At 59.7% G+C, this 23878-nt stretch carries 24 protein-coding genes; 9 read left to right on the forward strand and 15 right to left on the reverse strand.

Going from position 1 to position 23878, the window contains the following annotated elements; all coding sequences use genetic code 11:
* Nucleotides 1-83: 83 nt before the first annotated feature.
* The 3 genes from ACR0E2_RS08360 to ACR0E2_RS08370 are packed head-to-tail and all read left to right on the forward strand — an operon-like array spanning nt 84 to nt 2520.
* Nucleotides 84-1016 carry a bifunctional riboflavin kinase/FAD synthetase gene (locus tag ACR0E2_RS08360; protein ID WP_480446066.1) on the forward strand — a complete coding sequence of 311 codons (933 nt, stop codon included), beginning with the start codon at nt 84-86 and terminating at the stop codon, nt 1014-1016.
* Nucleotides 1013-1486 carry a YcgN family cysteine cluster protein gene (locus ACR0E2_RS08365; protein WP_152459003.1) on the forward strand — a complete coding sequence of 158 codons (474 nt, stop codon included), beginning with the start codon at nt 1013-1015 and terminating at the stop codon, nt 1484-1486. Before ACR0E2_RS08360 ends, ACR0E2_RS08365 begins: the two co-directional genes overlap by 4 nt.
* A complete protein-coding gene (locus tag ACR0E2_RS08370) occupies nt 1486-2520 on the forward strand; it encodes a threonine aldolase family protein (RefSeq protein WP_480446067.1) in 1035 nt (344 codons plus the stop codon). The genes ACR0E2_RS08365 and ACR0E2_RS08370 overlap by 1 nt, the downstream gene beginning before the upstream one ends.
* Here ACR0E2_RS08370 and ACR0E2_RS08375 read toward each other — a convergent pair.
* Nucleotides 2507-3340, reverse strand: a complete 834-nt coding sequence (locus ACR0E2_RS08375; protein WP_152459005.1) for an alpha/beta fold hydrolase — start codon at nt 3338-3340, stop codon at nt 2507-2509. The two genes, ACR0E2_RS08370 and ACR0E2_RS08375, sit on opposite strands and share 14 nt — an antisense overlap.
* On the reverse strand, nt 3337-3939 hold the full coding sequence (locus ACR0E2_RS08380; protein WP_480446068.1) for a DsbA family protein: 603 nt from the start codon (nt 3937-3939) through the stop codon (nt 3337-3339). The genes ACR0E2_RS08375 and ACR0E2_RS08380 overlap by 4 nt, the downstream gene beginning before the upstream one ends.
* Before the next feature lie 107 nt (nt 3940-4046).
* Between ACR0E2_RS08380 and ACR0E2_RS08385 the strand changes: the two genes are divergently transcribed.
* Nucleotides 4047-5066 (forward strand): ribose-phosphate pyrophosphokinase, encoded by a 1020-nt coding sequence (locus ACR0E2_RS08385; RefSeq protein WP_152459007.1) that lies wholly within the window; start codon nt 4047-4049, stop codon nt 5064-5066.
* Between the two features lie 104 nt (nt 5067-5170).
* On the forward strand, nt 5171-5620 hold the full coding sequence (gene rpiB / locus ACR0E2_RS08390) for a ribose 5-phosphate isomerase B (protein ID WP_170346044.1): 450 nt from the start codon (nt 5171-5173) through the stop codon (nt 5618-5620).
* A gap of 44 nt (nt 5621-5664) precedes the next feature.
* Here rpiB and ACR0E2_RS08395 read toward each other — a convergent pair whose 3' ends face one another.
* The 7 genes from ACR0E2_RS08395 to ACR0E2_RS08425 form a co-directional block, all read right to left on the reverse strand.
* Complete coding sequence (locus ACR0E2_RS08395) at nt 5665-6015, reverse strand: H-type lectin domain-containing protein (protein ID WP_480446069.1); 351 nt, start codon at nt 6013-6015, stop codon at nt 5665-5667.
* A 114-nt stretch (nt 6016-6129) separates the two neighbouring features.
* Entirely contained in the window at nt 6130-6540 is a 411-nt protein-coding gene (locus tag ACR0E2_RS08400) for a F0F1 ATP synthase subunit epsilon (protein ID WP_171168948.1), read from the reverse strand.
* A gap of 12 nt (nt 6541-6552) precedes the next feature.
* Nucleotides 6553-7977 (reverse strand): F0F1 ATP synthase subunit beta, encoded by a 1425-nt coding sequence (gene atpD, locus ACR0E2_RS08405; RefSeq protein ID WP_152459011.1) that lies wholly within the window; start codon nt 7975-7977, stop codon nt 6553-6555.
* 18 nt (nt 7978-7995) lie between these two features.
* On the reverse strand, nt 7996-8874 hold the full coding sequence (locus ACR0E2_RS08410) for a F0F1 ATP synthase subunit gamma (RefSeq protein WP_152459012.1): 879 nt from the start codon (nt 8872-8874) through the stop codon (nt 7996-7998).
* A 15-nt stretch (nt 8875-8889) separates the two neighbouring features.
* A complete protein-coding gene (gene atpA, locus ACR0E2_RS08415) occupies nt 8890-10428 on the reverse strand; it encodes a F0F1 ATP synthase subunit alpha (RefSeq protein ID WP_152459013.1) in 1539 nt (512 codons plus the stop codon).
* Nucleotides 10429-10989, reverse strand: coding sequence for a F0F1 ATP synthase subunit delta (locus ACR0E2_RS08420; RefSeq protein WP_171118817.1), 561 nt, complete (start codon nt 10987-10989; stop codon nt 10429-10431).
* Nucleotides 10990-11288: 299 nt separating this feature from the next.
* Nucleotides 11289-12023, reverse strand: coding sequence for a class I SAM-dependent methyltransferase (locus ACR0E2_RS08425; protein WP_152459015.1), 735 nt, complete (start codon nt 12021-12023; stop codon nt 11289-11291).
* Between the two features lie 61 nt (nt 12024-12084).
* Here ACR0E2_RS08425 and gloB point away from each other — a divergent pair, with 61 nt between their 5' ends.
* The 3 genes from gloB to ACR0E2_RS08440 all read left to right on the forward strand — a co-directional run bounded on the left by gloB (nt 12085) and on the right by ACR0E2_RS08440 (nt 16377).
* A complete protein-coding gene (gene gloB, locus ACR0E2_RS08430; RefSeq protein WP_480446070.1) occupies nt 12085-12852 on the forward strand; it encodes a hydroxyacylglutathione hydrolase in 768 nt (255 codons plus the stop codon).
* Between the two features lie 174 nt (nt 12853-13026).
* Entirely contained in the window at nt 13027-15351 is a 2325-nt protein-coding gene (clpA, locus tag ACR0E2_RS08435) for an ATP-dependent Clp protease ATP-binding subunit ClpA (protein WP_171118822.1), read from the forward strand.
* Nucleotides 15352-15489: 138 nt separating this feature from the next.
* Nucleotides 15490-16377: a YHYH protein gene (locus ACR0E2_RS08440; protein WP_171725840.1), complete on the forward strand. Its 888-nt coding sequence runs from the start codon at nt 15490-15492 to the stop codon at nt 16375-16377.
* Nucleotides 16378-16427: 50 nt separating this feature from the next.
* Here ACR0E2_RS08440 and ACR0E2_RS08445 read toward each other — a convergent pair whose 3' ends face one another.
* The 3 genes from ACR0E2_RS08445 to ACR0E2_RS08455 form a co-directional block, all read right to left on the reverse strand.
* A complete protein-coding gene (locus tag ACR0E2_RS08445; protein WP_171168957.1) occupies nt 16428-18170 on the reverse strand; it encodes a peptidoglycan -binding protein in 1743 nt (580 codons plus the stop codon).
* 3 nt (nt 18171-18173) lie between these two features.
* Complete coding sequence (locus ACR0E2_RS08450) at nt 18174-19352, reverse strand: biopolymer transporter ExbB (RefSeq protein WP_152459020.1); 1179 nt, start codon at nt 19350-19352, stop codon at nt 18174-18176.
* A 69-nt stretch (nt 19353-19421) separates the two neighbouring features.
* Nucleotides 19422-19952: a gamma-glutamylcyclotransferase gene (locus tag ACR0E2_RS08455; RefSeq protein WP_171229014.1), complete on the reverse strand. Its 531-nt coding sequence runs from the start codon at nt 19950-19952 to the stop codon at nt 19422-19424.
* A 66-nt stretch (nt 19953-20018) separates the two neighbouring features.
* On the opposite strand from ACR0E2_RS08455, the gene ACR0E2_RS08460 reads away from it, so the two are divergent.
* Entirely contained in the window at nt 20019-21017 is a 999-nt protein-coding gene (locus ACR0E2_RS08460) for a DUF2125 domain-containing protein (protein WP_480446071.1), read from the forward strand.
* Here ACR0E2_RS08460 and ACR0E2_RS08465 read toward each other — a convergent pair.
* From ACR0E2_RS08465 to hisC, 3 genes are read right to left on the reverse strand one after another with little or no spacing between them, the layout of a single operon-like run.
* Entirely contained in the window at nt 21014-21847 is an 834-nt protein-coding gene (locus tag ACR0E2_RS08465) for an extensin-like domain-containing protein (protein WP_480446072.1), read from the reverse strand. The genes ACR0E2_RS08460 and ACR0E2_RS08465 overlap by 4 nt on opposite strands.
* A complete protein-coding gene (locus tag ACR0E2_RS08470) occupies nt 21844-22764 on the reverse strand; it encodes a prephenate/arogenate dehydrogenase family protein (protein WP_480446073.1) in 921 nt (306 codons plus the stop codon). The genes ACR0E2_RS08465 and ACR0E2_RS08470 overlap by 4 nt, the downstream gene beginning before the upstream one ends.
* Nucleotides 22761-23846: a histidinol-phosphate transaminase gene (gene hisC / locus ACR0E2_RS08475; protein WP_480446074.1), complete on the reverse strand. Its 1086-nt coding sequence runs from the start codon at nt 23844-23846 to the stop codon at nt 22761-22763. The genes ACR0E2_RS08470 and hisC overlap by 4 nt, the downstream gene beginning before the upstream one ends.
* Nucleotides 23847-23878 lie beyond the last annotated feature (32 nt).

Consider the following 23878-nt stretch of genomic DNA (forward strand, 5'->3'; position numbering starts at 1 on the left):
TTTTGGTGTGTTTCGCCAGGACGCGCGCCTTGAATTCAAACTGCCGCTTGAACAAATCGCAACGCAACGCTACGCAATCGCCTATGCACATCATCCGGGATTTCCAGTTTGTCGAGCCAGAAGATCGCGGCGCCAGCGTTGCGATCGGGAATTTTGATGGCGTCCATTTGGGGCACCAGTCGGTCATCGAACTGGCCCGCGACGCGGCCCCGGATGCGCCACTGGGGGTCATGACATTCGAGCCGCATCCACGTGAATACTTTGCGCCGGACTCTCCTCCGTTCCGCCTGATGCGCGGCAATGCGCGGGCGCATCGGCTTGAGAAGCTGGGTGTGGAGAAACTGTATGAACTGCCGTTCAACGCGGCGCTGGCTGGGCTTTCCCCCGATGAATTCGCGCGCAACGTGATTTGCGACGGTCTGGGTCTGTCCCATGTCGTGGTCGGGGCCGATTTCTGTTTTGGCAAGGGCCGCAGTGGGACGGCTGACGATCTTGTTCGCTTCGGGCAAGATATGGGATTTGGCGTGACGATTGCCCCTTTGATGCAGCGGTCTGAAAACGTGGTCTCGTCAACCGCCATCCGCACCGCATTGAGCGAGGGTCGCCCAAAGGATGCAGCCGCGATGCTGGGCCATTGGCACAGGATCGAAGGCGAGGTGATCGGCGGCGAGCAACGCGGGCGGGAACTGGGTTTCCCAACTGCGAACATGTCCATCGAAGGGCTCCACCCGCCGAAATTCGGTGTCTACGCGGTATTGGTCGACGTGCTGGATGGCCCGCATCAGGGCAGTTATCACGGCGCGGCCTCGGTTGGGGTGCGCCCGATGTTCCATGGCGAAGTGCCAAATATCGAAACCTTCCTGTTCGACTTTTCCGGCGACCTGTACGGGGCGACCTTGTCGGTGGGGCTGATCGAATTCCTGCGCCCTGAAATGACATTTGACGGGCTGGATAGTCTGATCGCGCAGATGAATGCCGATTGTGAACAGGCCCGGGACATTCTGGCCGCCCTATGAGCGCTGATCCGATTCAACGCACTGGCCTGCCCGCCCGGTTCTGGGAACGCAAACCCCTGCGCAAGATGAACCAGCGCGAATGGGAAGCTTTGTGCGACGGTTGCGGCAAATGTTGCCTGAACAAGTTGGAGGATGAGGACAGCGGTGAGGTTGCCCTGACCTGCGTCGCCTGCCGCCTGCTGGACGATGAAAGCTGCCGCTGCACGCAATACGACATCCGGCATCAATTTGTCCCGGAATGCATCGTCATGACACCCGACAATATCGACGAACACGCCTATTGGTTGCCGCAAACCTGCGCCTATCGGCTGCTGTGGGAGGGCAAACCGCTTTACGACTGGCACCCATTGTTGTCTGGTACGCCGGAAACCGTGCACGCCGCAGGCGTGTCGGTCCGAGGGCGCACGGTGTCCGAGTTCGAAACCCCCATGGAAGAGTGGGAAGACTACATTATCGAGGAGCCTAGCTGATGTATTTCGCATCTGACAATTCCGGGCCGGTTCACCCGCAGGTCATGGCCAAACTGGCCGAGGCCAACCAGGGCTACCAGATGGCCTATGGCGCCGACACGATGATGAACGAGGTGCGTGACCGCATTCGCAGCATCTTTGAAGCTCCGGGGGCGGCCGTCTATCTGGTGGCGACGGGGACAGCGGCAAATTCGCTGGCCCTTGCCACATTGTCCAACCCTTGGGAAACGATCTTCTGCTCTCCGGTTGCCCATATTCACGAAGACGAGTGCAACGCGCCCGAGTTTTTCACCGGCGCCAAGCTGACCCTTGTTCCCGGCGGCGACAAGATGGCGCCGGACGCGCTGCGCGGGTCCATCCTGGGCGAAGAAACCCGCGGTGTTCACGGGCCGCAGCGCGGGCCGGTGTCGATCACCCAGGTCACCGAGCGCGGATCGGTCTATTCGCTGGAGGAGTTGCAGGCGCTGTGTGGGATCGCAAGGGAATATGGCTTGCCGGTCCATCTGGATGGGGCCCGGTTCAGCAATGCCCTGGTGGCCCTGAATTGCTCTCCGGCTGACATGACATGGAAAGCTGGGGTGGACGCGGTCAGCTTCGGCGGCACCAAAAACGGCCTGATGGGCGTTGAAGCGGTGGTGTTCTTTGACGAGAGCAAGGCCTGGGAATTCGAGCTGCGGCGCAAACGCGGGGCGCATCTGTTTTCCAAGCATCGCTACCTGTCCGCTCAGATGGCGGCCTATCTTGAGGATGATCTGTGGCTGAAGCTGGCGCGTCAGGCCAATGCAAACTGTGCCCGGCTGGCCGATGGCTTGCGTGCAAAAGGCGCCGAGTTCCTGCACGAACCACAGGCCAATATGATCTTTGCCGCTTTTTCACGCGCAAAGCACAAACAGCTGCATGAGGCCGGGGCGATCTACCACCTCTGGGGGGCAGAGTTGGAAGGTGATGATGGCGACGAAAGCCTTGCATGCCGACTGGTCTGCGACTGGTCGATCGGGACAGCCGAGATCGATCAGTTTCTCAGCCTGTTGTAACACCCGTCTCTTGGCCAGCTTTCCAGAGATCCTCAAGCAGCACGCTGGTTTCACCGGGGTGCGAAATGGGCAGCATGTGCCCCGCACCTTGAACGACCTCATGGCGTGCGTTCGGCAGACGGCGCTGCAATCCTTTACAGATTGCGGGGATCGTCGGGTGGGTCTTTGATCCGCTCAGCAACAGGGTTGGCATCGATACGCGCTTGCATCCGTCGGGGTCAAGCAACCCGGCGCGGTCATCGTACAGAACGGGATAAGACGCGGGAACAACATGAATCCCACGCACCATGCTGGCGCGCGTCCGCTCTGGCAGGTCAGGCCATTTGGGGCTGATGTCAGTGCTCCACATCCGGTTGAACAACCGCGCGGCCAGCGCCTTGTCGCCTGCTTGGAACGCTGCTTCAATCGGCTGGGACTCTCGCAGGTGCTGATCGTACAAATGGGGCGCGTCCTGTTTTGCCACGGCAAAGAACACAGGCTCGATCAGGGTCAAGCTTCGAATAAGGTCCGGGTGCTCCATGGCCAGTCTGAGCGCAACGATCGCCCCAAAGGAATGGCCGACCAGATCCGTGGGCTCGGTCAATTCGACCGCCGCCAGCCCTGTCACAGCGTCAAAGAAATCGCTTTGACCGTCCCAGTCCGGACTGCGCCCATGAGACAGCATGTCCGGTGCAACAAGACACACGCTGCCATCCAATGCCTTGGCCAGGCCGGACCACGCGCCGGAATGTGCAATGGTGCAATGAAGGGCAAGCAAATTGCGCCCTCCGTCGCCCAATCGTCTCACGAAACCGGATTGCATCGCCGTCGGGGCTGTCATCCATTCATCTCGGACAGATGCCGATCCAGATCGTCCAGGCGATCCTGCCCCCAGAAGCGTTGACCATCCGGCGTGATGTAGAACGGCGCGCCGAACACGCCGCGATCCACCGCCTCTTCCAGATTGGCGGCATAGGTTTCGGCCCCGACCAGCAGACCGCTGTTGGCCAGGTCCGGGTCAAACCCGGCATTTGCCAGGCAGTCCCTGATCACATCATCCTGAGCGACGTCCTTTTCTTCGGCCCAGCAGGCGCGCAGGATCAACTGGCACAACTTGCCCACGTCGCCCGAACCATCCTTGATCGCGGCGATGATCGCATAGGAAGACGGCGCCATGTTGGTCGGCCAGTGCGCCGGTTGCAGGTTGAACTCCATCCCCAGATTCTTCGATTGGCGCAGCAGCTCCTGAGCGCGGTATTCGATGCGCGATACATGACGGTCCTTCGGCGGCGTGCCCCCGGTGCGTGCGAACAGGGCCATGATGTCCAGCGGCTTGTAGTTGATCGTTGCGTCGTGTTTCGCCGCAATCTCTTCCAGCCGGTTCCCCGCAAGATAGCTGTAGGGCGAAATTGTCGCAAAAAAGTAGTCAATCCGGGTCATGTTCACTTTCTCCGCTGCGTTACCTTTGCGGGACGGTAAGGCCATGCTAAGCGGTGTCAACATCACGAATCTGTCACATTGCCATTGCTGCCCGGGGACCTCAGCCGATGCCGACACTTCACGAACCCAAGCTTATCGCTGGGAACGCCAACCTTCCACTTGCCGAAACCATCGCCCGCCGCATGAGCCTGTATCGCGGTGTCGACCAGGGATTGGTCGATGCGCGCGTCGAACGTTTCAATGACGGCGAGATCTTCGTCGAAGTGTTCGAGAACGTTCGCGGCGAGGATATGTTCATTATCCAGCCGACCTCGAACCCGGCCAACGACAACCTGATGGAGCTGCTGATCATCGCCGACGCACTGCGCCGCTCGTCGGCGCAACGGATCACGGCCGTGATCCCCTATTTCGGCTATGCCCGTCAGGACCGCCGTACCAAGGCCCGCACGCCCATCAGCGCCAAGCTGGTGGCCAATATGCTGACCGGCGCAGGGATCGAGCGGATTCTGACGATGGATCTTCATGCCGCGCAGATTCAGGGCTTTTTCGATATGCCCGTCGACAACCTGTACGCCTCGCCGATCTTTGCGCTGGATGTCAAAAACCAGTTCAAGGACAATCTGGATGAGATCATGGTGGTTTCACCCGACGTGGGCGGCGTGGCGCGCGCACGTGAATTGGCCAAGCGCATCAATGCCCCCTTGTCGATCGTTGACAAGCGGCGCGAGAAAGCAGGCGAAGTCGCGGAAATGACCGTTATCGGGGATGTGAAGGACAAGATCTGCCTGATCGTCGACGATATGTGTGACACCGCCGGAACACTTTGCAAGGCCGCGCAGGTCCTGTTGGACAATGGCGCCAAGGAAGTTCATTCGTACATCACGCATGGCGTCATGAGCGGCCCCGCGGTCGAACGGGTGACGAACTCGGTCATGAAGTCGCTGGTGCTGACCGATACGATCCAGCCGACCAAAGAGATTTTGAAGGCAAAGAATATCCGCATCGTTCCGACTGCGCCGATCTTCACCCAGGCGATCCTGAACATCTGGAACGGAACCAGTGTGTCTTCGCTGTTCGAAGACAAGACGCTGACCCCTATCTACGAATCCATGTATCAGATGGATTGAGCAACAGGAGGCGACCGAACATGTCGCCGCCTGATTTCCGGAATACCGATTGCGCAGGTATCTGACCATGGGGCGCGATCGGCGACACAAGTGGAAACACCCCCATGACTGCCAACAAACGTATTGTTCTTTCCAGCGATCACGCGGCAATCGAGCTGCGCCTGTCCGTGGCCAAACACATCGCGCAACAAGGTTGGGACGTGGTTGATATCGGCCCGACAACCCCGGAAAGCACCCATTACCCCAAGCACGGCAAGGCCGCGGCGCAGGTCGTTGCCTCGGGCGATTGCAGCTTGGGTATCGTCCTCTGCGGCACCGGACAGGGTATCATGATGGCTGCGAACAAAGTGCCCGGCATCCGCTGCGGCGTTTGTTCCGACACATTCTCGGCCCGCATGATCCGCCAGCACAACAACGCCAACATGCTGTCGATTGGCGCGCGGGTTGTCGGCGAAGGTCTGGCACTGGACATCGTTGACGCGTTTCTGGGTGCCGAATTCGAAGGCGGCCGCCACGCCACGCGCGTGGACATGATCGAAGCGCAGGACGACTGAGCCCAATCAATCGTTCAAACGCCTGAAAACATGGCGGACCCGGATCAGGAAATATTCCAGTCGTCCGGGTGTGCCACCTCTCCTATCGCGGTCCAGCTTGCCCGAATGCGGGCAATCCGAGTGTCGGACCAGGTCCGGAATACTGCGTCAAAACCCTCGGCGGTGATATGTTCGGCCTGAACCTCTGCGCGCAGCGCCGAGGACGTGTCGACATCCCACAGCGAGATCCCGATCTGCACCATGGGCGGGGTTCGAAATGCTTCTTTGAATCGAATGGGGGTGCGGCGTTCGCGCGGCCCCTGCCCGGTCCACATATCGCCGCCGTCGGCAAACTCCGAGAACAGGACATCTTCACCCTGCGCAATTCCAATAGGATGGGTTAGGAACTTTTTCATCTTATCATCATTATTCTTGAATTCCCGCAACTTACCCCGGCATTTCGGCAAAAGCACGACAAAAAAACGGCCCCGCAATTGCGAGGCCGCTCAAATTTTTCACCAGTGGGCCCGTTACAGGCTCATATGCGTTCCAAGCGCTTCCATGTCGGCCAGCAGCTTGGCTGCATCGTCGACAATGGTCTGTTCGCCGTTTTCCTTCGCCACCTCGTGCGAGGCGCGCGCCTCGGCGATCAGCTCATCCAGATGCGCGCGGGTTACTTCCGCCACCGGGATGGCCTTTTCGGCCAGAACCGACAGGCTGTCGCCGTTGATCTGGGCAAACCCGCCGGTGACCAGGTATTCGCTGGACCCTTCGGGTGCCTCGACCTTGAGCAGACCGGGGCGCAGCGTGGTGATGGTGGGGGCATGATCGGGCATTGCCGTCATGTCCCCGTCCGCGCCGGGAATCTGGACCGCGCTCGCCTGCAGCGAAGCAAGGCTCCGCTCGGGGCTGACGAGGTCGAATTGCATCGTGTTTGCCATCAGGGATACTCCTTAGGCGGCTTCTGCGGCCATCTTCTCCGCTTTGGCGATCACTTCGTCGATTCCGCCAACCATCAGGAAGGCCGCTTCGGGCAGGTGATCGTATTCGCCGGCCACAACGGCCTTGAACGACGCGATGGTCACATCCAGAGGAACCTGAACGCCGGGCGAACCGGTGAAGACTTCGGCCACGTCGAACGGCTGCGACAGGAAACGTTCGATCTTACGGGCACGGGCCACGGTCAGTTTGTCCTCTTCCGACAGTTCGTCCATGCCGAGGATGGCGATGATGTCCTGCAACGACTTGTAGCGCTGAAGGATCTGCTGAACGTCGGTCGCAACCTTGTAGTGCTCTTCTCCAACGATGGCCGGGTCGAGCAGACGCGAGGTCGAGTCGAGCGGGTCAACGGCCGGGTAGATACCCTTTTCCGAGATAGCACGGTTGAGAACGGTGGTCGCGTCAAGGTGCGCAAACGAGGTTGCCGGCGCGGGGTCGGTCAGGTCGTCCGCAGGCACGTAGATCGCCTGCACCGAGGTGATCGATCCCGACTTGGTCGAGGTGATGCGTTCCTGCAAGGCGCCCATGTCGGTGGCCAGCGTCGGCTGGTAGCCCACCGCCGAAGGAATACGACCCAGCAGAGCCGACACCTCGGAACCCGCCTGCGTGAAGCGGAAGATGTTGTCGACGAAGAACAGAACGTCGGTACCGGACTGGTCGCGGAACTGTTCCGCCAGGGTCAGACCGGTCAGAGCAACACGTGCACGCGCACCCGGAGGCTCGTTCATCTGACCATAAACCAGGGCCACTTGGCTTTCCGACAGGTTGTCGGGTTTGATGACGTTCGATTCGATCATCTCGTGGTACAGGTCGTTCCCTTCACGGGTCCGTTCACCAACACCCGCGAACACCGAGAAGCCCGAGTGCACTTTTGCGATGTTGTTGATCAGTTCCATGATCAGAACGGTTTTACCAACGCCGGCACCGCCGAACAGGCCGATCTTACCGCCTTTGGCGTAAGGGGCCAGCAGGTCAACAACCTTGATGCCGGTCACCAGGATTTCCGACTCGGTCGACTGTTCGTCGAACTCGGGCGCGGGCTGGTGGATGGCGCGGGTTTCGGTGGCTTCGACCGGGCCCTTTTCGTCGATCGGTTCGCCGACCACGTTCAGGATGCGGCCCAGGGTGGCGTTGCCGACCGGAACCGAGATCGGTGCGCCGGTGTCGGTCACGGCCTCGCCGCGGACCAGACCTTCGGTCGCGTCCATCGCGATGGTGCGGACAGTATTTTCACCCAGGTGCTGAGCAACTTCCAACACCAGGCGCTTGCCGTTGTTGGTGGTTTCCAGCGCGTTCAGAATTTCAGGCAGCTGATCTTCGAAGTGCACGTCTACGACGGCCCCGATGATCTGTGTGACTTTGCCTTTTGCATTCGCCATGTTTCGTCTCCGGTTTTCTTACAGCGCTTCGGCGCCGGAAATAATTTCAATCAGCTCGTTGGTGATCACGGCCTGACGCGAGCGGTTGAACTGGATCGTCAGCTTGTCGATCATCTCACCCGCGTTGCGTGTCGCGTTGTCCATAGCGGACATCCGTGCACCCTGTTCAGACGCCCCGTTTTCGAGCAGAGCCGAGAAGATCGCGGTCGCAACCCCCTTGGGCAGCAGGTCGGCCAGAATGGCTTCTTCGCTGGGCTCGTAGTCGAAGATGGCACCGCTGTCGTCACCCGCCGCTTCGTCCTCGAACGAGGCAGGGATGATTTGCTGTGCCGTCGGGATCTGGGTCACGACGTTGACGAACTTCGAGTAGAAGATCGTGGCCACGTCGAACTCTCCCCCGTCGAAACGAGACAGGATGTCCTTCGCGATGTCCTGCGCGTTGGCATAGCCAAGACGCTTGACCTCGCTCAGGTCGATATGTCCAACGAACAGATCGCCAAAATCACGCTTCAGCGCGTCGCGGCCCTTCTTGCCGACAGTCAAAACCTTGACTGTCTTGCCTTTCAGGCGCAGCTCTTCCGCTTTGACACGGGCCAGCTTGGCGATGTTCGAGTTGAAGCCGCCGCAGAGGCCGCGTTCAGCTGTCATGACAACCAGCAGATGGACATCATCGCTGCCCGTACCACGGAGCAGCTTGGGGGCGCTGTCGCTGCCCCCGACAGAAGCCGCCAGCCCTGCCATCACGGCATTGAACCGTTCGGCATACGGACGCGAGGCTTCGGCAGATTCCTGGGCGCGGCGCAGTTTTGCAGCCGCGACCATCTGCATGGCCTTGGTGATCTTGCGGGTCGATTTGACCGACTCGATCCTGTTTTTAAGGTCCTTAAGATTTGGCATATGCCCGCCTCTCCCTTAAGCGAAGGTTGCGGCGTATTCGTCCAGCGCAGCCTTGATCTTGTCGGAAGCGTCACCCTTGATCTTGGGGTCTTCGTCCGTGATCCACTGAAGCAGATCCGCGTGCTTGCCACGCAGGTGTGCCAGCAGGCCAGCTTCGTAACGGCCAACATCGGAAACATCGATCTTGTCGAGGTAACCGTTGGTACCTGCGAAGATGACGCAGACGATTTCAGCGTTGGTCAGCGGCGAGTACTGCGGCTGTTTCATCAGCTCGGTCAGACGCGCACCACGGTTCAGCAGCTGCTGGGTTGCGGCGTCGAGGTCTGAACCGAACTGCGCAAAAGCAGCCATTTCGCGGTACTGAGCCAATTCCAGTTTAACCGGACCGGCAACCGACTTCATCGAGTTGGTCTGAGCCGAAGAGCCCACACGCGAAACCGACAGACCGGTGTTCACGGCAGGACGGATGCCCTGGTAGAACAGTTCGGTTTCCAAGAAGATCTGGCCGTCGGTGATCGAGATCACGTTGGTCGGAATAAACGCCGAAACGTCACCACCCTGGGTTTCGATAACCGGCAGAGCAGTCAGCGAGCCCGCGCCGAAGTCTTCGTTCAGCTTCGCCGAACGTTCCAGCAGACGGGAGTGGAGGTAGAAAACGTCGCCAGGATACGCTTCACGTCCAGGCGGACGACGCAGCAGCAGCGACATCTGACGATAAGACACAGCCTGTTTCGACAGGTCATCATAGATGATCAGCGCGTGGCGGCCGTTGTCGCGGAAGTATTCAGCCATCGCAGTTGCGGCGTAGGGTGCCAGGAACTGCATCGGAGCCGGGTCCGAAGCGGTCGCAGCAACAACGATCGAATATTCAATCGCACCGGATTCTTCCAGTTTCTTCACCAGCTGTGCAACGGTCGAACGCTTTTGACCGATCGCTACGTAAACGCAGTACAGTTTCTTCGACTCGTCGTCGCCTGCTGCGTCGTTGTAGGTTTTCTGGTTCAGGATTGCGTCCAGAGCAACGGCGGTTTTGCCGGTCTGACGGTCACCAATGATCAGCTCACGCTGGCCACGGCCGATCGGGATCATCGCGTCAACCGATTTCAGGCCGGTTGCCATCGGCTCGTGAACCGATTTACGCGGGATGATGCCGGGCGCTTTTACGTCTGCAACGCCACGCTTGGTTGCGTTGATCGGGCCTTTGCCGTCCAGCGGGTTGCCCAGACCGTCCACAACGCGGCCCAGCAGCTCGTCACCGATCGGAACGTCCACGATCGAGTTGGTGCGCTTGACGGTGTCACCTTCTTTGATGTCACGGTCGGAACCGAAGATAACGACACCGACGTTGTCGCTTTCCAGGTTCAGCGCCATGCCCATGATGCCGCCGGGGAATTCGACCATCTCACCGGCTTGCACATTGTCCAGACCGTATACACGGGCAATCCCGTCACCGACGCTCAGCACGCGACCGATCTCGGCCACTTCGGCTTCCTGACCAAAATTCTTGATCTGGTCCTTCAGGATTGCAGAAATCTCTGCAGCTTGGATTCCCATTTATCCGACCTCTTTCATTGCATTCTGTAGGGAGTTCAGCTTCGAACGGATCGAACTGTCGATCATTTTCGAGCCCACTTTAACGACAAGACCGCCGATGAGGCTTTCATCCACGGTCGCGTTGATTGTAACCGTCTTGCCCACGCGCTCGGACAGTGTCTTGGACAGTTTTTCCATCTGGGTCTTGGTCAGCGCCTTGGCCGAGGCAACCTCGGCGGTCACTTCGCCGCGCTCTTCGGCCAGCATGTCGCGCAGAACCTTCAGCAGTTGCGGCACGACGAACAGGCGGCGCTTTTGCGCCATCAGACCCAGCGTGTTGCGCAGGATGGGGTTCAGACCCATCTTGTCTGCGATCGCGGTGATCGCGCCTTCCTGTTCAGCGCGGGAAACCAGCGGCGATGCGATCAGGTCGCGCAGCTCTGCACTGTCGTCCAGCGCGGCTGCCAGATCATTGATGCCGGATTCCAGACCTGCAAGGTCGTTGTTCTCTTTTGCGATCTCGAAGATCGCGGTGGCATAGCGCTCGGCGATGCCAGTGGAAATCGAAGCTGGTTCGGACACGTCCACCCTTCCGATATTTTGGGCCCCGAATTCGCGTGCGGCAGCTACCCCGGGGGCGTGAAGAAACCCCGGCCAGACGGTCGGGGATCAAAATCACCGGGGATGTAGCAGAGCCGAACCAACCAAGCAATACGCTATAGCGGTAACAGATTTATCCACAAATTGTTATTTTTCATTAACTTACGGCAAGTGCGACGGTTTGAACACATTGGCCCAGTTGAAAAATGTTACGAATATGCAGGTTTTTGCGATTCCTGTGACTTTTTTTCCTCAATTTTTCGCATGGAATTGCAGGGGTCTCAGGCGGGCTTCAGCAAGCCGTCCAGTGCCTTGATCGGCTTTTTGACCGCGTCCTTGGTCACGCTGCCGCTTGGCGGGCGGATATGCTTGCTGACTTCGACCATCAGCACCCCACCGGCCATGACCGTCGGAATCCGCTGGCCGGTCTTTTCGATCAGGTTGCCGGATTTCAACCAGAATCGCCGGAACGACGGAGGCATGTACAAGGCCGAGCAATGCACCTCGGGCAGGAAGTGATGCGCCTTGAGCTGGTTTTCCAACTGAGTTGCCGAGTACGGGCGCCCGAACCCGAACGGGGTCTTGTCCGACCGTGACCACAGGCCCGCCCGGTTGGGTACTATGAAGACGGCCCGGCCACCGGGGCCCAGCACGCGCCAGCATTCGTCAAGCAACTGGTTTGGCCGTTCCGACGTTTCCAGCCCATGCATCACCACAAGCTTGTCCACGTGGCCGGTCTCGATCGGCCAGAGGGTTTCTTCGGTCAGGACCGAAACGTTGGGCATGCCTGCCGGCCATGGCATCACGCCCTGTGGCCCCGGCATCAACCCGATGACCCGGCGCGCATCCGACAGGTAAGGGCGCAGCAAAGGCACCGCAAAACCGAATCCCGCCACTGTCTGCCCTTTTGCTTCGGGCCAAAGCTCGATCAGACGCCCGCGAATAGCCGCCTGCGCCGCACGCCCCAATGTGCTGCGGTAATAGAAGTTCCTCAGATCCTGTACATCAAGATGCATTGCGGACATCCGGTCAATCGGCTTAGCTGGGCGCAGTCTAGCAATGAAAGGGCAAAAGGCCATGCCTCTTGAAATCGTTACAATCCCGTGCCTCAGCGACAATTACGCCTTTCTGGCGCATGACGCCGTCACTGGCCAGACCGCTCTGATCGACGCGCCCGAGGCCACACCGGTCCTGAAGGCGCTGGATGATCGGGGGTGGACACTGTCACATGTGCTGTTGACCCATCATCACTGGGATCACGTGGACGGGCTTGCGGGAATTTTGGCCAAACAGCCGGCAAAAGTCATCGGGGCCGCCGCTGACGCAAATCGCCTGCCGCCGCTGGATCAGCAAGTTACCGAGGGGGACAGTTTCGAGATCGGCGGCGAACCGGTTCAGGTTCTGGACGTTTCCGGGCATACGGATGGCCATATCGCGTTCTACATGCCTCAGAGTTCCGCCGTGTTCACCGCCGACAGCCTGATGGCGCTGGGTTGTGGGCGCCTGTTCGAGGGCACACCCGCGCAAATGTGGGCCTCTTTGAACAAACTGGCCGCCCTGCCGGACGACACTTTGGTCTGTTCAGGGCACGAATATACACAATCCAATGCCAAATTCGCGATTACAGTCGATCCCGAAAACCAGGCCCTGAAAGATCGCATTGCGGATATCGACCGCGCGCGTGCGGCCGGAAAAGCCACTGTTCCGTCCACTTTGGCCCTCGAAAAGGCCACAAATCCGTTTCTGCGGGCCACCGATCCGGCGATTCAGGCGAAATTGGGTATGGTGGGCGCTGACCCCGAGGCCGTTTTTGCCGAAATTCGGGCTAGAAAAGACCGGTTCTGATGCCTATTTGCTCCTCTTCAGGGCCACGGTCACAACAAATGTGACTGTCAAGTGAAAGAAAACCCTTGAAGCCGGGCCACGATCAACCAAACTCTAGTATTATGAGGACATGGTTGGGATGGGGTTCCGGCCAAGAAACCGCCCCCTTCTGACCCAAGACAGAGGAGCACCCGCGTGCCTTCATTCTCGAGCACATTGGAACAAGCCATCCACGCGGCCCTGGCGGCTGCAAATGAACGGCGCCATGAATTCGCAACGCTGGAGCATTTGCTGCTGGCCCTTCTGGAAGAACCCGATGCCGTGCGCGTCATGAAAGCGTGCAGTGTCGATCTGGACGAGTTGCGCAGCACTTTGGTGGAGTTCATCGACGAGGATCTTTCGAATCTGGTAACAGATATCGACGGATCCGAAGCCGTACCCACCGCAGCGTTCCAGCGCGTCATTCAGCGCGCCGCGATCCACGTGCAAAGCTCGGGCCGGACCGAAGTGACCGGCGCCAACGTTCTGGTCGCCATATTCGCCGAACGCGAAAGCAATGCCGCCTATTTCCTGCAAGAGCAGGACATGACCCGTTACGACGCGGTCAATTTCATCGCGCATGGCGTCGCCAAGGATCCTGCCTATGGCGAAAGCCGCTCGGTATCCGGTGCGGATCAGGTGGAAGAAGACGCCCAGACCGCATCCGGCGAAGCCGAACAGAAAGAAAGCGCGCTGGGAAAATACTGCGTGGATCTGAACGCCAAGGCTCGAGCTGGCGATGTCGATCCGCTGATCGGACGCTCGGATGAGGTGGAACGCTGCATCCAGGTGCTGTGCCGCCGCCGCAAGAACAACCCGCTGCTGGTGGGGGATCCGGGTGTGGGCAAGACCGCCATCGCAGAAGGCCTTGCGCACAAGATCGTCGGTGGCGAGGCCCCCGATGTGCTGGCCAATACCACGATCTATTCGTTGGACATGGGCGCGCTGCTGGCCGGAACCCGCTATCGCGGTGATTTCGAAGAACGTCTGAAAGCGGTTGTGACCGAACTGGAGGATCACCCGGACGCGGTGTTGTTCATCGACGAGATTCATACCGTGATCGGTGCCGGGGCGACCTCGGGCGGGGCTATGGATGCCTCGAACCTGCTGAAGCCTGCGCTTCAGGGCGGCAAACTGCGCACCATGGGCTCGACCACCTACAAAGAGTTCCGTCAGCACTTCGAAAAGGACCGAGCGCTGAGCCGCCGGTTCCAGAAGATCGACGTGAACGAACCTTCGGTGGAAGACAGCGTAAAGATTTTGCGCGGGCTGAAGCCTTATTTCGAAGAGCATCATGACATCAAATACACCGCCGATGCGATCAAGACGGCGGTCGAGCTGTCGGCGCGTTACATCAACGACCGCAAGCTGCCCGACAAGGCCATCGATGTGATCGACGAGGCCGGCGCGGCGCAGCATCTGGTCGCGGAAAGCAAGCGGCGCAAGACCATTGGCGTCAAAGAGATCGAGGCGGTTGTCGCCAAGATCGCGCGTATTCCGCCCAAGAACGTCACCAAGGATGATGCGTTGGTGCTGAAAGACCTCGAAGCATCGCTGAAACGGGTGGTGTTTGGTCAGGATCTGGCCATCGAGGCGCTGTCCAGTGCGATCAAACTGGCCCGTGCCGGTCTGCGCGAACCTGAAAAACCCATCGGCAACTATCTGTTTGCCGGTCCGACGGGGGTTGGCAAAACCGAGGTGGCGAAACAGCTGGCGGATACCTTGGGTGTAGAACTGCTGCGTTTCGACATGTCGGAATACATGGAGAAACATGCGGTTTCCCGCCTGATCGGTGCCCCTCCGGGCTATGTCGGGTTTGATCAGGGTGGTCTGCTGACCGACGGTGTCGACCAGCATCCGCATTGCGTATTGCTGCTGGACGAAATCGAAAAGGCCCACCCGGACGTGTTCAACATCCTGTTGCAGGTGATGGACCATGGCGAGCTGACCGATCACAACGGGCGCACGGTGAATTTCCGCAACGTGGTGCTGATCATGACCTCGAACGCGGGCGCGCAGGAACAGGCCAAGGCCGCCATCGGCTTCGGTCGCGATCGGCGCGAAGGCGAAGACACGGCCGCGATCGAGCGCATGTTCACACCGGAATTCCGCAACCGTCTGGATGCCGTGATCTCCTTCGCACCGCTGCCGAAAGAGGTCATTTTGCAGGTGGTCGAGAAATTCGTCCTACAGCTTGAGGCACAACTGCTGGATCGTGGCGTGACCATCGACCTGACCCCGAAAGCTGCCGAGTGGCTGGCCGACAAGGGATATGACGACAAGATGGGTGCACGCCCGCTGGGTCGTGTCATTCAGGAGCACATCAAGAAGCCGCTGGCCGAAGAGCTGTTGTTCGGCAAGCTGGCCAAGGGCGGCGTGGTGCGTGTCTCGGTCAAGAAAGGCGAACTGGATCTTGAAATTCTTGGCCCGGACCAACGGCGCATTTCAGGAGACAAGCCACCTCTGTTGACGGCAGACTGACCGGAAAACAGACAACTCCTTCAAAGCCCGGCGATCCCCATCGCCGGGCTTTTTAAGTGGCGGCACAATAAAATGCGACGGAAAAAGACGTCTGTTGCGTGTCATCTTCAATGATGAACGCAAGACAGGGATCGACACGTGAGCAAAATTTCAATCCTCTGGGGCGCCGCCTTTGCCCTATCCGCCGTTGCCGCTGTGGCAACTGCACAGCACAGGTTTCGCTATCACGACGAAACGACCGCAGAACCGTTGAGGTTGGTGCCCGCAACCGAAAACCCCGGGAAAAGCAGCGCCTCGGTGAAAGAAAAAGGCGGAAAAATCAAAGTGACGGGCAATGGTATTCCTGATCATCTGGTTGGCCGGTTTCCAAACCAAGGCAATCCGCACCAGATCGAACAGCAGAAGGTCAGGTTGAAATTGCCTGCAAATCCAACGGCCAAAGGTGCAATCACACCGCTGCAAATGGGGTGGAACTTTGGCGTGTCACTCAACGGGGTTGTGTTCGACCCGCTGGCGGCCGAGTTCTGGCATGGCGACCCCGGATCCGGGTGGTCCTACAATGCCTTGGGTGGCGCTGTTTCCTTGGGATTGGACGCCAATTTTGCCCATGTACAGCCGAATGGAAAATATCACTATCACGGTGTACCGACAGGGTTGGTCAAGCTGCTGGGATGGTCACCGTCCGAGCATTCACCTCTGATCGGCTATGCGGCAGATGGTTTCCCGATATATGCCGTCACTGGCGTCGTAGGGGGCAAAGTGACCGAAATGACGTCGTCCTATCGTCTGAAAACCGGCAACCGGCCGGGTGGCGCTGCGCCGGGCGGGCGGCATGACGGCACTTTCAACGAAGACTACGTTTTTGTTCAGGGTCACGGCAATTTGGACCAATGCAACGGCGCCTTCACCGTTTCAGCAGAATACCCTTCAGGAACCTATGCGTATTTTCTGACCGAGGATTACCCCGTGGTACCCCGGTGTTTCATGGGCACTCCGGATCAAAGCTTTCGCTTTGGCAGACGGTAATCGGTTTGACCCCATCACGCAGATTACCCAGGCAAGAGGCAAGGGTTTTGCTATCTTTCCGTGAGTTTCAGCTCGATCCGGCGATTCTGCGCCCGCGCCTCGGGCGTGTCAGCCGGATTGACCGGCTGGAACTCACCAAACCCGTTTGCCGCCAGACGATTGGGCGGGATGCCCAGCGCGTCGACCATATAGCGCACAACAGACAACGCGCGACCCTGGCTGAGTTCCCAGTTGTCCCGGTATCGGCCCGAACCTGCCAGCGGAACGTTGTCGGTATGGCCGTCGACCCGGATCACCCAGTTCAGACCGGGTGGAATTTCGGCGGCGACACTGCGCAGGATGTTGGCAACTTTCGCAACCTCCTGCTGCCCTTCCGCGGACAGCACGGCTGATCCTGTCGGAAACAAAACCTCGGACGAAAAGACAAAACGGTCGCCTTCAATCCGCACGCCTTCCTGATCGCCAAGGACATCCCGAAGACGTCCGAAAAATTCCGAACGATAGCGTTGCAGATCTTCCGCCTGCGCTGCCAGTTCCTCATTCTGACCGGCCAGTGCTTCGGCCTCGGCTTCGAGACGCAGGCGTTCGGCTTCTTCCAGCAGGCGGCGGCGGCGTTCTTCCGAAGCGGCACGGGCCAGCGCGGCATTCAGGTCCTGACCCAAAGTCTGGATTTGGATTTCGGCGGCCTCGTTGCGCTCTTCGAAATCATCCAACAGGGCCTGCAATGACCCCAACTGCCCGCGCAGGGCGGCAATCTGCTGGTTGAGAAGTGCCGCCTCACGCTGGGCCTCGGCTGAGATTTCTTTCTCTTCCGACAATGTCGATTCGGCCAGAGCCAGCAAGGCCTGCCTTTGTTCGGCCAAGGTGCGTTGTTCATCAGCATCCGCCTGCGCTTGCGTTTGCGCCTCCAGGGCGGCTTCAAGCTGGGCGCGCAATTCATCAGGATTCACGTCGCCGAATTGTCGCTCAAGCTCAGCCCGCGCGGCTTGCGCGGCGGCCAGAAGAGTCAGCGTGTCTTCGGCCTCTTTGCGTTGTGCCTCCAACGCGAGCGTCATGGCCGTCAGTTCGGCATCCGCATCCTGAAGACGGTTTCGCAATGCCTCGGCAGCAGCGGCTTCGACCAGGCGGGCGGCTTCTTCATCGCTCAGTTGCTGTTCAAGGGTGGCAATTTCCGCCGCGCGTTCCTTGCCGCTTTGCTCCAGATCCGCAACCATTGCTTCCAGCGCCTCGCGGCGGGCGGCTGCCAATCGGGCCGCTTCCGTCTGCGCATCGATTTCCTCGCGACTTTGTGCAAGGGCAAGGTTCAGCGCCTCTTGTTCCGTCAGCAATTGCTCGCGCTCAGTCTCAAGCGCTGCGATGTCGCCCAAAGCCTGTTCCTGCTCGGCAAGCAGCGCCGCAACCTGTGCTTCGAAATTCGTGATACGGGTCTGCGCCTGATCCAGCGCGGCGGCCTGACGGTCGCGTTCGGTGGTCAGTGAGGCGATCAGCGACTGCGCTTGCGCCAGATCGTCTTCGGCCTGCGACAGCGTCGTGTTCAACGCACCCAGCCTTGCCTGCAAGCGGCTGTTTTCACGCTCTTCCAAACCCAGTGCGCCCGCAAGCGCAGCAACTTCGTCTGCCAGTGTCGTCAGTTCGTCTTCCTGCCCCGAAATGGTCTCGCGCAGAACAAACTGAATCACCATGAAAATGGTCAGAACGAATGTCAGCACCATCAGCAGCCCGGTCATCGCGTCCACGAATCCGGGCCAGACCGAGCCCTGGAAGCGTTGACCGGTGCGGCGGGACAGCGCCATGGACTACTCTCCTTCCGGCGTGGTGCGCACCGCGCCTCGGGGCAGGGTCAGGGCCTTGACCAGCAGTTCGATATCCTTGCGGAATTCGTTCATGCTTTCCTGACGACCCGCCGAAATCTCTTCAAGAATGCGCAGCAACTGCACGTCCATCGAGCGCAGGCGCATCCGGCTTTCGGCATCGATGCCATCGCCTGCACCGTGTTCGCGCATGTGGTCAAGCAACGCATCCTGCCCCAGCGCGACACGCTCCAGAGCCGAAGTGACGCTTTCGGTATTGGCCTGGCGATTGTTCATCTCGGCAATCACATCGACCAGTTGCCCCAGCTTGGCGGAAACCTCAGCCCGCTCGCTTTCCTGAGCGGCAAACAGATCCTGCAACGCATCCATCTGTTCGGACATGGCATCCAGCACAGGTGTCAGTACGGCGATCTCTGCCCCGCCTTCTTCACCACCGGCAAATCCGACGCGGGTGATCGAGGACAGCCATTCTTCGAGCTCGCGATAAAAGCGGTTCTGCCCGTGCCCGGCAAACACTTCGAGCAGACCAACAATCAGCGATCCCGCCAAACCCAGCAGAGAGGACCCGAACGCAACCCCCATCCCCTGCAACTGCGCCTCGAGCCCCGTCATCAGGCGATTGAAGACGGCCAGCCCCTCTTCGCCTTCCTGCGGGTTCAGGCTGCGGATGGTGTCGACAATGGCTGGAACGGTTGTCGCCAGGCCAAAGAACGTACCCAGCAGACCCAAATAGATCAGAACATTGGTTATATAACGCGTGATTTCCCGTTCTTCTTCGACACGCTCGGCCACGGAATCCAGAATGGACCGGGTTGAGGTGGAACTGATCTGCGAGCGCGCGCCTCGCTCGCGCAGCAGCGAAGCCAAAGGCGCCAGCAATTGCGGTGTACGCGCATCTTCGCGAACGACGCCCCCGACAAAGGCCTCGATCCAGCGCACGGACCCGATCAGTTGCGTAACCTGATAAAAACAAGCGAGGACGCCGATAAGAAATACGATCAGAATGAAACCATTCAGATACGGATTGGCGTAGAAAACCGGCAATACGTAAGGCAGTGCCAGAAACACGCCCAGCCCGGACAAGCCGATCGCCATCAACATCAACAGAATTTGTCGAATGGGATGCGAGAAATGGGGTCTCGCGCCCTGATGTGCCTGCGCCATGCGCGTGGTTCCCGGTATTTGCCTGCTTTGCGTCGAATCTAGCGGGATTCCGCGCGTGACGCCAAGAGTTTATGCGGTGATGTCGCGCACCCGTTGCGCCAACCACTCAAGATCATGGTCACGCAGCCCGATCTCGGCCAGATGTTCTACGGTGTTGTAAAGATATTCGTCATTCGGACCGCGCCCGCCAACCGCATGGGCGATGATCCGGGCCTGTTCCTCCAACGGCATCCCGCCGCAATACTGGACGTGGTCGGCATCGATCACATAGGTAACGGCATTGACGATTTCGCCGTTTTCCAGGTGCACATCCAGCATACGTTCAACATAGGCCGAGGAAATCAGCTCGCGCTCGCGCAGCTCGTGCAGCGTACGGTCTTCGTGACCCGCCTCGACCGCAAGGGCCAAACCGGTGCAACTGGCGTTCGCCTGTTCGTCCAGTGCCAGCACCAGGCCGGGTTTTTCTTCGGTCCCGCGATGGTGGATCGAGCTCATGCAGAAGGACCGGGAATAACCATGAAGTGTCGCGCGTTCACTGCGTGCCACCGGAAAGCCCGGATTCCACAGCAGCGATCCATATCCGAATACCCACATCGTCATTGCACTGGTCCTTGCCTGTTTCGGCCTATAAACATCAATTCCAAGGCGGGAAAAAGGGCCTTTCGAATGCGTCTGATACGAGTGTTGATTTTTGTTTCCCTGGCATGGAGCGCCTATTGGTTCGTGGCCGGATACGGCCTGCGCTCTGCGATCACTGGTTGGTTCGAACAGCAGGAGGCGCGCGGCTGGCAAGCGGATTTCTCGAATGTCGCGACAGCGGGCTATCCGACCCACCACATGACCCGTCTGAACAATCCGGCGCTGGCGGATCCGGTGAACGGCACGGCGTGGAGCGCGGATTGGATCGAATTCAAAAGCCCCGCCATCTGGCCCGGTCGTCAGATATTGCGGTTCGCGGACACACCGCAACGCCTGTCATATTTCGACCAGACATCAACAATTGTGGCCGACGACTTGCTTGCCGAGCTGCAATTGCAGCCCGGCGTCTCGCTCGTGCTGGAGAAAATGGCTTTGACGGCCGGGGCCTGGTCGGTGACGGAAAACTCCACCACGCTGGCCTCGGGTGACACGCTGAGCCTGATCATGGAACAAACGCCAATTTCAGAAGCCTATTCCATCACGGCCCGCGCGGATGGGTTTACACCGGGGGAAAAACTGCGGGCCCTGATGCATTCCGCAAGTTCGTTACCGCAGAGCTTTGAGACGCTGGAACTGGATATGGTCACCACTTTCGACAAGGTTTGGAGCCGGTCCGCCCTCGAAGACAGCCGTCCGCAGCCCGTGGCCATCGATCTGCGTCTGGCCGAGATCAAATGGGGTGAGCTGCGCCTGTTCGCGACAGGCGATCTGGATGTGGACGCCCAAGGTATCCCGACCGGAGAGATTGCCGTCAAAGCCGAAAACTGGCGGGATATGATCGCAATGGCAAACGCGGCAGGAGCCCTTCCTGATCAGGCCGTAGATCCCGTCACCCGAGGGCTGAACTTTCTGGCAGGGCTGGGCGGAAACCCCAACGCGCTGGATCTGCAACTGAATTTCCGCGATGGTTTCGTGGCGCTCGGGCCGCTGCCTTTGGGCCCTGCCCCGCGCCTGATCCTGCGTTAACGGCAGTAGGGTCCGCTGCGATAGCGGGCCGTATCAAGGTGGAAATGATCCTTGTGATAGCGATCGGAATTCGGCCCCAGCACGGTACCAAAGGGGCCGCACGCTCCGCGCCAGATCTTCTTGAGCTGTTTCTGAGACGGGTTCTTGCGCCACCCGTTCAGGACGGTCACCACCTCACCGTCGGCCATTTTGAAACCTGAGATATCGATCGCACGACCCTTGCCATGTTCGGATATCCGCGCGCCTTTGCGGTTGTTGCGGGTTCGGCAGGCATAATGGGCGGCGATTTGCAGCTCGACCACGGGCCCGCGGCGTTTGAAGGTGGGTTTGACGGTCTTGTCGACCCACTTGTTCAACGCAATGGCGGTGCCACAATCCATCGTCGAGGGGCGGCTGAGCATCACTCCCGAAACCGAGGTGATCTGTACCGCATCCTTGACACCACAGGCTGAATTCTTGCTGCCCACCCGGCCAACAGGTTTGCCCTGAATGGCAATATCCCCGCAAACAGACCCTTTGCGCAGCTTGCGCCTTTTGAACAACACCTGCTGCTCGACGGACTCGGGCCGCAAATAAGGCATCAAGGACGTATCCGGCCCCAGAAGTGGCAGCTCCGACGGGCGCGCCGCCGCAGCTGTGACTTGCGGCGAAACCGGACGCGAAACCGGACGCAGGTTGGCAATATCAGAAGGGGCAGGCGCGCTGACAGCCTGCTGAACAGTCAAAGGGCGCATGAGGGGCACCAAAGACTGATCAAGGGGCGCGGCCTGAACCGGCGCGGCGGCCAAAGCCACGATCCCGATCAGAATGTGCCCCCAACACAGCCTCATGAACTTGCCTTTCCCCGCCCAAAGTCCGGCGCATCCGTATCCTGCCCGGCATCGATGATGCCGCGACGAATAGCACGGGTGCGGGTGAAGTAGTCAAACAAATGATCGCCGTCCCCGGTGCGTATGGCGCGTTGCAGGGCAAAAAGCTCTTCGGTGAACCGGCCCAGGATTTCCAGCGTCGCATCCTTGTTGGACAGGAACACATCCCGCCACATGGTCGGGTCGGACGCGGCAATCCGGGTGAAGTCCCGGAAGCCGGCGGCCGAATATTTGATGACTTCGCTGTCGGTTACCCGTCGCAGGTCGTCGGCCACGCCAACCATCGTGTAGGCAATCAGGTGCGGCGCATGGGACGTTACGGCGAGAACCAGATCGTGGTGATCCGCATCCATCTCATCGACATTCGACCCCATGCCCTCCCAAAGCGCGCGCAGACGGGCAATGGCATCCGGGTCCGACCCCTCGACCGGGACCAACAGGCACCAGCGATTGTCAAAGAGTTCGGCAAACCCGGATTCAGGGCCGGAATGCTCGGTCCCTGCCAAGGGATGCGCGGGAACGAAATGCACACCGTCGGGGATATGCGGTTGCACCGCCCGAATGACGCCCCGCTTGACCGAACCCACATCCGAAACGGTGGCACCGGGTTTCAGCACGGGTGCAATTTCTTCTGCAACTGCGCCCATAGCCCCCACAGGCACGCAGAGCACGACAAGATCGGCGCCTTCAACCGCCTCGCGTGCCGTGTCGCAAACACGGTCACACAATCCGATCCTGCGCGCGGTTTCACGGGACTTTTCGGACCGGGCATAACCCGTCACTTCCCCGGCCAGCCCTGCACGTTTCATCGCCCAGAACATGGACGAAGCAATCAGGCCCAGCCCGATCAGCGCAACGCGGTCGTAAATCTGGCTCATGCTGCGCCCTCTTTGAATGCAGTGATCGCCGCAACCACACGGCGGCAGGCTTCTTCGTCGCCCACGGTGATCCGCAAGGCGTTCGGCAGGTTGTAGCCTGCAACCCGCCGGACAATCAAACCCTGCGTTTTCAGGTAGTCATCGCAGGCCTCGGCCTCGGCCCGATCGGCGAAGCGCGCTAGGATGAAGTTGGTGCAAGACGGGTCCGACGGCACGCCTGTCCTGGCCAATTGATCGGCCAGCCACACGCGAAGGCGCGCGTTTTCGGCCTGACAGAAGGTCAGGAATTCCACATCGTTTACCGCAGCTTCAGCCGCCGCCAATGCGGTCATTGACAGGTTGAAGGGCTGGCGCACCCGGTTCAGCACGTCGATGATCGGGCGGTGCGCATAGCCCCATCCGACACGCATACCGCCCAACCCGTACACTTTTGAGAAGGTGCGCGTCATGATTACATTCTCATGGGCGTCAACCAGCGACGCCCCGCCATCGAACCCCTCGACAAACTCCGCATAAGCGCCATCAAGAACCATCAGGCAGGTGTCGGGCAGACCCAGCGCCAGACGTTCCAGTTCGTCGTTCGGGATCATGGTCGAAGTTGGATTGCCGGGGTTGGTGACAAACACGATCCGCGTCTGCCCCGTCACCGCGGCGAGAATGGCATCCACATCCACTTTGCGGTCACGTTCGGCCACCATGACCGGCGTCGCGCCGGCCATGCGGGCGATGATCGGGTACATGGAAAACCCGTGCTCGGTATAGATCACCTCGTCCCCCGGCCCCGCGTAGGCCTGGGCGACGAATTGCAATACCTCGTCGCTGCCGACACCGCAGATGATCCGCGCTGGGTCCAGCCCATGGCGTGCGCCGATGGCCGCGCGCAGGCTCGCGTGGTCGGTGCTGGGATAACGATGCAGAATGGCCGCGCTGTCGCGCACCGCCTCTATTGCCTTGGGGCTGGGTCCAAAGGGGTTCTCGTTCGAGCTCAGCTTGATCACATGCTCCACTCCCGCCACATGCGACTGGCCGCCCTGATACAGCGCGATGTCCATAATGCCGGGTTGTGGGGTGATCTTGGTCATGAGAGGCTCCGTTGAATGGGCCTCTCATACCT

The organism is Ruegeria sp. A4, assembly GCF_056543025.1.